Origin of the sequence: Achromobacter sp. HZ01, assembly GCF_003267925.1 — a bacterium.
In the GTDB taxonomy this organism is placed as follows: domain Bacteria; phylum Pseudomonadota; class Gammaproteobacteria; order Burkholderiales; family Burkholderiaceae_B; genus Achromobacter; species Achromobacter pulmonis_A.
In genome coordinates this window covers 489,723-501,861 of the sequence record NZ_LWKV01000003.1, presented here as the reverse complement: position 1 = coordinate 501,861, position 12,139 = coordinate 489,723, and the positions used below count along the sequence as shown (strand labels likewise).

Genomic DNA, 12,139 nt, shown 5'->3' with positions numbered 1-12,139 from the left:
AACGCCCGGCGCCCTTCTTAGTATTGGTTTATGCCGCTTCGGAGGCCATCATCTGGACGGCCGAATCTATATCTACCGCAACGATACGCGAAACCCCCTGCTCTTGCATGGTTACACCGATCAGTTGCTTGGCCATCTGCATCGCAATCTTGTTGTGCGAGATGAACAGGAACTGGGTCTGCTCGCTCATGTTGGCGACCAGGTTCGCGTAGCGCTCCGTGTTGGCGTCGTCCAGCGGCGCGTCCACCTCGTCCAGCAGGCAGAACGGCGCGGGGTTGAGCTTGAACAGCGCGAACACCAGGGCGGTCGCGGTCAGGGCCTTTTCACCGCCGGACAGCAGGTGGATGGTGCTGTTGCGCTTGCCCGGAGGCTGGGCCATGACCTGCACGCCGGCGTCGAGGATTTCCTCGCCCGTCATGGTCAGCCTGGCCTCGCCGCCGCCGAACAGCTTGGGGAAGAGCTCGCCGAAGTGGCCGTTGACGACGTTGAAGGTTTCCTGCAGCAGCTCGCGGGTCTCGCGGTCGATCTTGCGGATGGCGTCCTCGAGGGTCTCGATGGCGGTCATCAGGTCCTGGTGCTGCGAATCCAGGAAGCCCTTGCGCTCGCGCGAGGTGTTGAGTTCATCCAGCGCGGCCAGGTTGACCGAGCCCAGCGACTCGATCTGGCGCGAGATGCGGCCGACTTCCGACTGCAGCCAGCTGGCGCGGCGCCATTCGTCGGGCTGGTTGGCCAGTTCCTGGGCCAGGGCCTCGCGGTCGACTTCGCGCGCGTTGAGCTGCTCGGTGAACTGTTCTTCGGCCAGGCGGGCGGCCTGTTCCTGCAGCTGCAATTCCATGATGCGGGCGCGCCGCGGTTCCAGGGTCTGCTCCTGCTGCATGCGCTCTTCGTCGGCGCCGCGCAGCAGGGCCGCGAGGTTTTCGAGCTCCTGGCGCGCGCGCGACAGCGCTTCCTCGCGCTCGGCGCGCACTTCCAGGGCGTCCTGCAGGCCGGCCTGGGACGCCGAGGCGTCCAGTTCGGCCAGGTCGTCCTGCAATTGTTCCAGTTCGACGCTGGCGCGCTGGCTCTGGTCGGCGGCCAGCTGCTGGTTGCGCTGCAGCTCGGTGATGCGGACCTGGATGCTGCGTTCGGCGAATTCGGCTTCCTGGGCGGCGCGTTCCAGCTCGCGCAGGGCGTTGCGGGCGGCCTCGGCCTGGGCGGCCAGGGTCTCGCCGTCCATTTCGGCGTCGGCAAAGCGGGATTGGTGCTCGGCCAGTTCCTCGTCCAGCGTCTCGAAGCGCGCTTCGGCCTCTTCGCGGGTGGCGCGCAGGTCTTCTTCCTGGACCTTGATTTCCTCCAGGTCCTGGCGCAGGCGCGAGGCGCGCTCGCCCGACTGTTCGGCCTGCTGCTGCAGGCGCGAATGTTCGAGCTGGATGTCGTGGACCCGGCGGGTGACCTCGGCGACCCGCTGGCGCGCCGGCGCGATGGCCTGCGACACCTGCTGCCAGCCGGCCTCGGCGCGGGCCACCGCGGCGCGCGCCTGGTCGGCGATGAGCTGCTGGGCCTTGATCTCGCGCTGCAGGTTTTCGATTTCCTGCTGGCGGGCCAGCAGGCCGGCCTGCTCGGAGTCCGGCGCGTAGAAGCGCACGCTGTGCGCGTCGACCAGGTGGCCGGCCTTGACCACGCAGGCGCTGCCGGCCGGCAGGCTGGCGCGCATGGCCAGGGCCTGGGTCAGGTCGGGGGCCGTGTAGACGCCGCCCAGCCACTCGTTGAGCAGCGTGCGCAGGTCGGGATCGGTGATGCGCAGCAGGCTGGCCAGCGGGGTCAGCCCGGCCGGGGCCGGCGGCGTGGGCGCGGCCACGGGCAATTGATAGAACGCCAGGCGCGCCGGCGGCGCGTCCTCGGCGAAGGCGCGGGCCCAGTCCAGGCTGCGCACTTCCATGGAGGCCATGCGTTCGCGCAGGGCGGCCTCCAGGGCGGTTTCCCAGCCCGGCTCGACGTGCAGCTTCTGCCACAGGCGCGCCAGGCCGGCCAGTTCGTGCTTGGCCAGCCAGGGCTCCAGCGCCCCCTGCTTCTGCACGTCTTCCTGCAGCTTGACCAGCGCCGACAGGCGGGCCTCCAGGCGCGCCAGGTTCTGCGCCTCGGTCTGGGCGGCGGCCTGGGCGCGGCTGCGCTCGGCGTCGGCTTCCGGCACCCGGCCTTCCAGGGCGGCCAGTTCCTGCTGGGCTTCCTCGAGCTGGTCCTCGCCGGCCAGGCGGTCGCCGGCCAGCTGTTCGAGGCGCACGGGGTCGGGGCTGTGCAGTTCGCGCAGTTCCTGCTGCAGGCGTTCGCGGCGCTGCTCCAGGGACTGCATCTGGCGGTCGGCGTCGCGCTGGGTCTGGGCGACCAGGGCCAGGTTCTGCTCGACCCGGGCCAGCGCGGCGCGCATCTCGTCGCGTCCGGAGGCGGCTTCGCGCACGCGCTGTTCGATGGCCGGCAGCGCGGCCTGGGCGTCCTCGGCCTTGGCGCGCGCCTCTTCGGTGCGGGCCGCGCCGGTCGCCAGGTCGTCCTCGGCCTGGGCGATCTGCTCGGTGCAGTGCTCGCGCTGGGCGGTCCATTCGCCGATCTGCTGCTGCAGCTGCTCGCGGCGCGCCTGCAGGCGGTTGCGCGAATCCACCACGTGGCGGATCTCGGCCTCCAGGCGGCTGACCTGGGCATTGGCTTCGTACAGCGCGCCCTGGGCCGTGTGGACCGCGTCGCTGGCCGCGTAATGGGCCTGGCGCCGCGACTCCAGCGCCGCCTCGCCCGCTCGCAGGCCGGCGATGGCGGCTTCCAGTTCGTTCTGGGCCTGCGCCATTTCCTGGGCCTTCCGGGCGCGCTCTTCGCGCGCCCCGGTTTCCTTCAGGAGCCATAGCGCGTGCTGCTTCTTTTCGCCGTCGGCCTGCAGCTCGCGGTAGCGCGTGGCCACTTCGGCCTGCGCCTCCAGCTTTTCGAGCTGGCTGTTGAGTTCGCGCAGGATGTCCTCGACCCGGGTCAGGTTCTCGCGGGTGTCGGACAGGCGGTTCTCGGTCTCGCGGCGGCGTTCCTTGTAGCGCGACACGCCGGCCGCCTCTTCGAGGAACACCCGCAGTTCTTCGGGGCGCGCCTCGATCAGGCGGTTGATCATGCCCTGGCCGATGATGGCGTAGCCGCGGGCGCCCAGGCCCGTGCCCAGGAAGATGTCGTGGATGTCGCGGCGGCGGACCTGCTGGTTATTGACGAAGTAGCTACTGGTGCCGTCACGGGTCAGGACGCGGCGCACGGCGATTTCGGCGTAGCTGCTCCATTGGCCGGCGGCGCGCCCTTCGCTGTTGTCGAACACCATTTCCACCGAGGCCCGGGCGGCCGGCTTGCGGTTGCCCGAGCCGTTGAAGATGACGTCCTGCATGGACTCGCCGCGCAGCTCCGAGGCCTTGGCCTCGCCCAGCACCCAGCGCACGGCGTCGATGATGTTCGACTTGCCGCAGCCATTGGGACCCACCACGCCCACCAGCTGGCTGGGCACGGGAATCACGGTGGGATCGACGAAAGACTTGAAGCCGGCGAGTTTGAGCTGAGTAAGACGCACAGTACGATGGGTGACGACGGAGGGGTTGAACCAAAGGCGTTAATGGACCTGGGGACCTGGACCTGCCGCGCAGATTGCAAACCGGCCCATTCAGGGCCGGCTCTCATATGGTCCGTATGATACCGCAGGCGCCCCCGGCCAGAACGTTAGCAACGGTCAACACGCGGGCAAACGCGCAATGGCCGCCGCCTGGCGTCCGGCTATACTCCCTGACACTTTTTGGCACGACACACAAAATTTTCACGCGGACCGGCCGGACTCCGGCCCAAGCACGGGGACATTCTTGAAACGTGGTTTCTATCTGGTCATGGCCGCGCAGGCCTTCTCATCATTGGCGGACAATGCGCTGTTCATCGCAGCCATCGCCTTGATACAGGAGCTGCACGGGCCCGACTGGCTGGCCCCCATGATGAAATGGTCGTTCGCGCTGGCGTATGTGGTGCTGGCCGCCTTCGTCGGGGCGCTGGCGGATTCCTTCCCCAAGGGCCGCGTGATGTTCTCCACCAATGCGCTGAAGGTGGGCGGCTGCCTGCTGATGTTCTCCTACGCCAATATCGGCATTCCGCCCCACTACCAGACCTATCTCGTCTGTGTCGCCTACGGCATCGTGGGCATCGGCGCGGCGGCCTATTCCCCGGCCAAGTACGGCATCGTGACCGAAATGCTGCCCCCGGCCATGCTGGTCAAGGGCAATAGCTGGATCGAGGGCCTGACGGTCTTCTCCATCATCCTGGGCACCGTGCTGGGCGGCCTGCTGATTTCGTCTTCCGTCTCGACCGCCCTGCTCAGCCACTCGTTCATCGGCAGCCTGGTCCACACCCCGGCCGAGGCCGCGATCCTGGTCATCGCCTTCGTGTATCTGCTGGCGGCGCTGTGCAACCTGATGATTCCGCACACCCACGTGCGCTACCCGCCGCAGCAGAAGAACCCGGTCCGCCTGGTCCGCACCTTCTGGGGCTATGTCTGTGTGCTGTGGAAGGACAAGCTGGGCCAGATCTCGCTGGCGGTCACGACCCTGTTCTGGGGCGCCGGCGCCACGCTGCAGCTCATCGTCATCGAATGGGGCCGCAGCCACCTCGGATACCAGCTGGACAAGGCCTCGATGCTGATGGGCGTGGCCGCCCTGGGCACGGTGGTCGGCTCCATCCTGGCCGGCCGCATCCCGCTGCGCCGCGCGCTGGCCGTGCTGCCCGTCGGCGCCGCCATGGGCCTGGTGGTGCTGCTGATGCCGCTGGTGTATTCGCCCTGGAGCGTCTACCTGCTGCTGCTGATCACCGGCGGGCTGGCCGGCTTCTTCGTGGTGCCCATGAACGCGCTGCTGCAGCACCGCGGCCACGTGCTGCTGTCGGCCGGCCATTCGATCGCCGTGCAGAATTTCAACGAACAGCTCAACATCCTGCTCATGGTGGCGATGTACACCCTGCTGCTGTGGCTGCAACTGCCGATCAACCTGATCATCGTGATCTTCGGCACCGTGGTCACCGTGCTGATGGTGGTGTTCATGCGCTGGAGCAAGCGCAACCTGCAGGCCAACCCCGAACTGCATGAGCAGATCGGCCAGGAAGGCCACGGCCGCGCGCTGGATTCCTCGCACTGAATACGGACGCTGCAAAGAAAAACCGGGCTGGCGCCCGGTTTTTTTGTCTGCGCGGCCGGCGGCCTCAGTCCATGCGGGCCGCCAGCTTCAGGTCCTGCCAGGCGCGCGCCTTCTCGGCGGGGCTGCGCAGCAGATAGGCCGGGTGGTAGCTGACCACGACCGGGATCTGCTGGCCGTCCTCGGTCTTCAGTTGATGGATGCGGCCGCGCAGGCTGCCGATGGTGGCGTCCGTGCCCAGCAGCGTCTGGGCCGCGAAACGGCCCAGCACCAGGATGCGCTGCGGCTTGAGCAGCGCGATCTGCCGCATCAGGTACGGGCTGCAGGCGGCGATTTCCTCGGGCTTGGGATTGCGGTTGCCGGGCGGGCGGCACTTGATCACGTTCGTGATGAAGACGTCGCGCTCGCGGCTCATGGACACGGCCGACAGCATGGCGTCGAGCAGCTGGCCCGAGCGGCCCACGAAGGGCTGCCCCTGCCGGTCTTCCTGCTCGCCCGGCGCCTCGCCCACCACCAGCCAGCGCGTGGGCTGGCCGCCGTGGCCGAACACCGCGTTGCGGCGCCCCTTGCACAGGCCGCAGGCCTCGCAGGCCACGACCTGTTCGCGCATTTCGTCCAGGCTGGCGTTGCGGACGGCCTCGGCCACCGGAATCGGCGCGGGCGGCGGCGCTTCCTCGGCCACCTTGGGCGCCGGGCGCGGCGGCGGGCCGCTGCGGTTCAGGATGGAAGCCGGAATGCCCGGACGCCCGGTCGCGGGCGGCGCTGCGGGTTCGGCCGCGGCCGGGCGGGCCGGCGCCGGCGCGCTTGCGGGCGCGGCGGGCGCTTCGGCCGGCAAAACCGGTTTGGAAACAGGGACTTGGGGCTGGGGCGCGGGCCGCTCGGCGGCCGGCGCCGGGCGCAGCCACAAACGTTCCATGCCGATCTCGCGCAGCCAGAAGCGCTGCAGCGGATTGACGCTGGGCGGCCGGGGCGCGACGGGCGGCATCATGCGGCCGCTCCCGCCGCCGCAATACGCTTCTGCATGACCAGGGCGTCTTCGCGTCCGCCCTTCTCGGCCGGATAGTAGCCGCGGCGCACGCCGATCTGCAGGTAGCCGTGGCGCTTGTAGAAAGAAACGGCCGATGCATTGGAGGGGCGCACTTCCAGCAGCACGCCTTCGAGTCCGTGTTCGCGCGCCTGCTGCTCGCACCAGTCCAGCAGCAGGCCGCCCAGGCCCTGGCGGTGCAGCGCCTTGTCCACCGCGATCACCAGCAGATGCGCCACGTCGGGCGCGTGCATGACGATGCAGAAGCCCGCCAGCCGGCCTTCGCGGCGCAGCACCCAGGCGCCGTAGCCGGCCGCCAGCGCGTCGGCGAAATTGCCGCGGGTCCAGGGAAAGGCCTGCACGTGCGCCTCCAGCGCCACCACCTCGTCCAGGTCGGCGTCGGTCATGGGCTGCGGCACCCCGGGCGCCAGCGCGGGCCGGGCCTTGGGATTGCCGCCCTCGCCGCGCAGGCGTTCGGCGGTGGTGAAAGCCACCTTGTCGCGCACGTAGAGCGGCGCGGCCAGTTCCGGGGCCACGGCCTCGCCGCGCAGCCAGCCCTGGCGCGCCAGGCGCGCCACGCTGGCCGCCTCGGGCCGCTGCGCGCCGGCGGCGCGGCGCCAGTCCGCGGGCGCCGCCATGTCGGCCGCGTAGGCGTCCCAGGCGTCGCCGGCCAGCACCGCGTTCAGCGGGCGGCCCGCGCGCGCCGACCAGCCGGGCAGATGATGTTCGGTCCAGGGCGCGACCTCGGCCGCCGCGATCAGCAGCGGCGCCTGCAGGGTATCCCAGCCAGCTTCGCCGTCCGCCCCGGCCAGCCGGTACACGGCCAGATAGACTTCATTCATGCGGGCGTCCAGCGCCACCACGATGGCGTCGGCGGGGGTCGCGTCCACCTGGGCGGCGACCGCCATATGAGAGACAATGGGTAACACCGGAATGCCCAGCCCCAGCCCCATGCCCTGGGCCACGCCGCAGGCCACGCGCAGCCCCGTGAAGCCGCCCGGCCCCTGGCCGAAGGCCACCGCATGCAGGGCGTCCGGGGCCAGCCCGCTGGCCGCGAGCAGCTCGCTGGCCATGGGCAAAAGCCGTTCCGCGTGCTCCTGGGAGCCCTCGTGCTCCCTGACGCTGACCTCCACCCGGCCGTCGGCCGCGCGCAAGAGGGCCACGCCGCAGCGGGACGAAGAGGTTTCCAGGGCCAGCAGGTTTAGTTCCATAGATGCAGATTGTACGAAATACGGCGGCTCCGCCCCCGGTTATTAGGGGGATTTCAACCATGGATCGCAATGTGTAATATCTTGTGAACGCCCACTAGCCGCTGGTTCTTGCCACTGTTACATTTCCGGCCATGAATACGCAAAACACCACCCCCACCCGAAAAATCCTCGTCGTCGACGATGATCCGCGCTTGCGCGATCTGCTGCGCCGGTATTTGTCCGAGCAGGGATTCAACGTTTTCGTTGCCGAAGACGCGAAAGAGATGGGCAAGCTCTGGCAACGCGAGCATTTCGACCTGCTCGTGCTGGACCTGATGCTGCCCGGTGAGGATGGCCTGTCCATCTGCCGCCGGCTGCGCGGTGGCCATGACAATACCCCCATCATCATGCTGACGGCCAAGGCGGAAGAGATCGACCGCATCGTCGGCCTGGAGATGGGCGCGGACGATTACCTGTCCAAGCCGTTCAACCCCCGGGAACTGCTCGCGCGGATCAATGCGATCCTGCGCCGCCGCGGCACCGAGGAACACCCCGGCGCCCCCAGCCAGGAGAACGAATCCATCGCGTTCGGCCCCTATGTGCTGAACCTGTCGACCCGCACGCTCACGCGCAACGGCGAACAAGTCCCCATCACCACGGGCGAATTCTCGGTGCTCAAGGTGTTTGCGCGCCACCCGAAGATCCCGCTGTCGCGCGACAAGCTCATGGAGCTGGCCCGCGGCCGCGAATACGAGGCCTTCGACCGCAGCCTCGACGTCCAGATCTCGCGCCTGCGCAAGCTGATCGAACCGAATCCGTCCAAGCCCGTATTCATCCAGACCGTCTGGGGCCTGGGATACGTGTTCGTGCCGGACGGTGGCAGCTGACCGGCTCGCCCGCCCCGGGCAGGAGCGCAGCCTCGTGCCCCGCTTGCGCAGAACCTTCAGGAACCTGACTTCACGTTTGCGGCTCGGCTTGTTCGGCCGCACGTTCCTGTTGCTCGCCGCGCTGATGCTCGTCAGCCTGGGCGCGTGGCTACAAGTCTTCTTCAGCATGGAGCTGGGACCGCGCGCCAATCAAATGGCGCAGCGGGTGATCACGGCCGTCAATATCACGCGCACCGCGCTGATCTATTCCCATAACGACGAGCGCAGCAAGCTGCTGCTGGACCTGGCCACCAACGAAGGCATCCAGGTCTATCCGCGCGAGGTCACGGACTTCGCCGAAGCCCTGCCCGACGACGACTACTGGCAGCGCGTGGCCCAGCACATCCGCACGCGCTTCGGCCCCGAGACGCAGATCGCCTGGGGCGTGAACCAGGTGCCCGGCTTCTGGGTCAGCTTCCAGATAGAGAAAGACCTGTACTGGCTGGTATTCGAGCGCGAGCAGATCGGCCTGACGGGCGGGATCGAATGGCTGGGCTGGGGCGCCACGGCGCTGCTGCTGTCTCTGGTGGGAGCCGCGGTCAGCGTGGGCTTCGTCAACCGGCCGCTGTCGCGGCTGGCGCGCGCCGCCCAGGTGCTTTCGCGCGGCGAGACGCCGGCCGCCCTGCCCGAGCAGGGGCCGCTGGAAATCCGCGACCTGAACGCTTCCTTCAACCGCATGGCCAAGGATCTCAGACAGGCGGAAGCCGACCGGGAACTGATGCTGGCGGGGATTTCGCACGACCTGCGCACGCCGCTGGCGCGCATGCGGCTGGAGATCGAGCTGAGCGGCGTGTCCGAGGACGCCCGTCAGGCCATCGACGAAGACCTGGGCCAGATCGACCACAGTATCGGACAGCTGATGGAGTACGCGCGCCCGGCCGGCACGCTGCCGCAGCTGGCCACCGACATTTCCGCCGTGCTGGCCGAACTCTACGAGCGCGAACGCAGCCATACCGCGTCGCTGGGCGGCGAACTGGACGCCTCGCTGGAGCCGGGCCTGCGGGCCCGCATCACGGCGCTGGACCTCAAGCGCATCGTCAGCAACCTGATCGAGAACGCCCGCCGCTACGGCCGCTCGCCCGACGGCATGGCCCATCTGACCATGACGCTGCAGGCCGACGGCGCCATGATCGCGATCGAGGTGTCCGACCGCGGCCCCGGCATCGCCCCCGAGGACGTCGACCGCCTGCTGCGGCCGTTCTCGCGCGGCGAAGCGGCGCGCACCGGCGTCAGCGGCGCCGGCCTGGGCCTGGCCATCGTCGAGCGCCTGCTCAAGCACGTGGGCGGCTCGTTGCGCATGCTCGCCCGCGAGGGCGGCGGCCTGACCGCCCGGATAGAGTTGCCCAAAGCCAAGTTTAGGAATTATCAATTAGACAACGACAATCCATAGCGTAGAATTTGGGGTTTGAGGCAGTGCCTTAATTTCACCGACAAACTGGGAGTAAACATGAAAACTGTTGGCGACAAACTCGAGCCCTTCAAGGTCACCGGCGTCAAGCCCGGCTTCAACCAACACGAAGAAAACGGCGTGTCGGCATTCGAAGACATCACCGAAAGCTCGTTCCCCGGCAAGTGGAAGGTGATCTACTTCTACCCGAAAGACTTCACGTTTGTTTGCCCGACCGAAATCGTCGGCTTCAACAAGCTGGCCAAGGATTTCGAAGACCGCGACGCCGTTCTGCTGGGCGGCTCCACCGACAACGAATTCGTCAAGCTGGCATGGCGCCGTGAGCACCCGGACCTGAACAAGCTGGGTCACTACCAATTCGGCGACACCACCGGCGCCCTGATCGACCAGCTGGGCGTGCGTGAAAAGGGCGCTGGCGTTGCCCTGCGCGCCACGTTCATCGTCGACCCGGACAACACGATCCAGCACGTTTCGGTGAACAACCTGAACGTCGGCCGTAACCCCGAAGAAGTCCTGCGTCTGCTCGACGGCCTGCAAACCGACGAGCTGTGCCCGTGCAACCGCTCGGTTGGCGGCGCCACGCTGTAATTTCCAGCCCGGCCCGGGATCTGCCCAGCAGGTCCCGCGCTGGGCTTTAACTGCGCTAGATGATAGGTAAAAACTATGGAATTTCTCGCCACCATTAAGGATCAACTGCCGGATTGGGCCAAGGACATCCGCCTGAATCTGGACGCCGTGATCGCCCGTTCGACCCTGGCGCCCGAAGACGCCGTCGGCGCCGCCCTGTCGGCCGCCTTCGCCGCGCGCAGCCCGGCGCTGGTCGAAGCCTTCAAGAGCGGCCTGTCGGAAACCGACGCCAACGCCGCGCTGACCGCTTCGTCCCTGATGGGCATGAACAACACCTGGTATCCCTACGTGGAAATGACCGGCGACGCCCAGTTGAAGAGCCTGCCCGCGCAGCTGCGCATGAACGCCTACGCCACCCACGGCGGCGTCGAGAAAAAGCGCTTCGAGCTGTTCGCGCTGGCCGCCTCCATCATCGGCAAGTGCCATTTCTGCGTGGCTTCGCACTACGAGAACCTGAAGAACGACGGCCTGTCGGTCGAACAGATGCGCGACGTCGGCCGCATCGCCGCAGTCGTCAACGCCGCCGCCCTGGCGCTGGCGGCCCAAGGCAAGGCCTAAGGCCCGCGGGCGGCTCCCCCGCCGCCCGGTACTCCCTGCGCAGCCTGGCCCCCTCCGGGGTCAGGCTCGCGCCAGCAGCGCGACGACCGTCGCCGCGATCCCTTCCTTCCTGCCCAGATAGCCCAGGCCTTCGTTGGTCTTGGCCTTGATGTTGACTTCGGTTTCCGCCAGCCCGGTGTCGGCGGCGATGTTTTTCACCATGGCCGGCGCATGCGGGCCGATCTTGGGCGCCTGCGCGTGCAGCGTGGCGTCGATGTTGACCGGCGTCCAGCCAGCCTTGCGCACCCGCGCCATCGCCTCGCGCAGCAGCACGCGGCTGTCGGCGCCCTTGAAGGCCGGGTCGGTGTCGGGAAAGTGGCGGCCGATGTCGCCCAGGCCGGCCGCGCCCAGCAGCGCGTCGGTGATGGCGTGCAGCAGCACGTCGGCATCGGAATGGCCCAGCAGGCCGTGCGTGTGGGGAATCGTGACGCCGCCGATGATCAGCGGACGGCCCTCGACCAGGGCGTGCACGTCAAAGCCCTGCCCGACGCGAAAGGGAATGCTCATAGCCATTTTTCCATCAGTTCGAAATCATCCGGCCAGGTCACCTTGAAGTTGCGCAAGGCGCCCGGCACGAGCAGCGGCGCATAGCCGGCCGCCTCGATCGCGGAGGCCTCGTCGGTGACGGCGGCGCCGCTTACCGAGGCCGCCGTCAGCGCATCGCGCAGCACGCCGGCGCGGAACATCTGCGGGGTCTGCGCCAGCCACAGGCCGTTGCGGTCCAGCGTGCGCTCCACGCGCGCGTCGCCGGACTTGACCGTGTCCGCCACCGGCAGCGCCAGCAGCCCGCCCACCGGATCGGCCAGGCAGGCGTCGATGAGCCGGGCCAGCGCGGCCGCCGGCAGCCCCGGGCGCGCGGCGTCATGCACCAGCACCCAGGTGTCGTCGGCGACGCCGCTGTCGGCCAGCGCGCCGGCCACGGTGTCGGCGCGCGTCGCGCCGCCGCAGGCCCGCCACACGGTGCGGGGCAGCCCGGCCAGCGCCGCGTCCACCCAGCCGTCGCCCGGCGTCACGGCCACGCGCACCTGGGAAATGCGGTCGTCGGCCAGCAGCGCGGACACCGCGTGGCGCAGCATGGGCTGGCCGGACAAGGGGCGATATTGCTTGGGCACGGCTTCGTGTCCGGGCCGGCTGGCGCGGGCGCCGACGCCGGCGGCAGGCACGATTGCGATGATGGAGGCAGACATGGTGCGGTGATTTTATAATCTTCC

General features: G+C 68.5%; 10 protein-coding genes. 5 read left to right on the top strand and 5 right to left on the bottom strand.

Going from position 1 to position 12,139, the window contains the following annotated elements; translation table 11 throughout:
* Positions 1–28 precede the first annotated feature (28 nt).
* Positions 29–3,562 carry a chromosome segregation protein SMC gene (gene smc, locus A6B37_RS18370; protein WP_102774363.1) on the bottom strand — a complete coding sequence of 1,178 codons (3,534 nt, stop codon included), beginning with the start codon at positions 3,560–3,562 and terminating at the stop codon, positions 29–31.
* Between the two features lie 283 nt (positions 3,563–3,845).
* Here smc and lplT point away from each other — a divergent pair, with 283 nt between their 5' ends.
* On the top strand, positions 3,846–5,159 hold the full coding sequence (gene lplT / locus A6B37_RS18365; protein ID WP_111826561.1) for a lysophospholipid transporter LplT: 1,314 nt from the start codon (positions 3,846–3,848) through the stop codon (positions 5,157–5,159).
* A gap of 64 nt (positions 5,160–5,223) precedes the next feature.
* On the opposite strand, the gene A6B37_RS18360 is transcribed toward lplT, so the two are convergent.
* Positions 5,224–6,144, bottom strand: coding sequence for a uracil-DNA glycosylase (locus A6B37_RS18360; protein ID WP_102774361.1), 921 nt, complete (start codon positions 6,142–6,144; stop codon positions 5,224–5,226).
* The gene (tsaB, locus tag A6B37_RS18355) at positions 6,141–7,391 is read right to left on the bottom strand and encodes a tRNA (adenosine(37)-N6)-threonylcarbamoyltransferase complex dimerization subunit type 1 TsaB (RefSeq protein ID WP_111826560.1); all 1,251 of its coding nucleotides are present in this window, start codon (positions 7,389–7,391) and stop codon (positions 6,141–6,143) included. Before tsaB ends, A6B37_RS18360 begins: the two co-directional genes overlap by 4 nt.
* 131 nt (positions 7,392–7,522) lie before the next feature.
* Here tsaB and ompR point away from each other — a divergent pair, with 131 nt between their 5' ends.
* The 4 genes from ompR (at position 7,523) to A6B37_RS18335 (ending at position 10,889) form a co-directional block, all read left to right on the top strand.
* The gene (gene ompR / locus A6B37_RS18350; RefSeq protein ID WP_003813882.1) at positions 7,523–8,257 is read left to right on the top strand and encodes a two-component system response regulator OmpR; all 735 of its coding nucleotides are present in this window, start codon (positions 7,523–7,525) and stop codon (positions 8,255–8,257) included.
* A gap of 34 nt (positions 8,258–8,291) precedes the next feature.
* Positions 8,292–9,686, top strand: coding sequence for an ATP-binding protein (locus A6B37_RS18345; RefSeq protein WP_168202245.1), 1,395 nt, complete (start codon positions 8,292–8,294; stop codon positions 9,684–9,686).
* 57 nt (positions 9,687–9,743) lie between these two features.
* Positions 9,744–10,292 carry a peroxiredoxin gene (locus A6B37_RS18340; RefSeq protein ID WP_003813886.1) on the top strand — a complete coding sequence of 183 codons (549 nt, stop codon included), beginning with the start codon at positions 9,744–9,746 and terminating at the stop codon, positions 10,290–10,292.
* Between the two features lie 75 nt (positions 10,293–10,367).
* A complete protein-coding gene (locus tag A6B37_RS18335) occupies positions 10,368–10,889 on the top strand; it encodes a carboxymuconolactone decarboxylase family protein (RefSeq protein ID WP_102774358.1) in 522 nt (173 codons plus the stop codon).
* A 60-nt stretch (positions 10,890–10,949) separates the two neighbouring features.
* Here A6B37_RS18335 and ispF read toward each other — a convergent pair whose 3' ends face one another.
* Together ispF and ispD are read right to left on the bottom strand one after the other, a co-directional pair.
* The gene (gene ispF, locus A6B37_RS18330; protein WP_102774357.1) at positions 10,950–11,435 is read right to left on the bottom strand and encodes a 2-C-methyl-D-erythritol 2,4-cyclodiphosphate synthase; all 486 of its coding nucleotides are present in this window, start codon (positions 11,433–11,435) and stop codon (positions 10,950–10,952) included.
* Positions 11,432–12,115 carry a 2-C-methyl-D-erythritol 4-phosphate cytidylyltransferase gene (gene ispD / locus A6B37_RS18325; protein WP_102774356.1) on the bottom strand — a complete coding sequence of 228 codons (684 nt, stop codon included), beginning with the start codon at positions 12,113–12,115 and terminating at the stop codon, positions 11,432–11,434. Before ispD ends, ispF begins: the two co-directional genes overlap by 4 nt.
* Between the last annotated feature and the right edge of the window lie 24 nt (positions 12,116–12,139).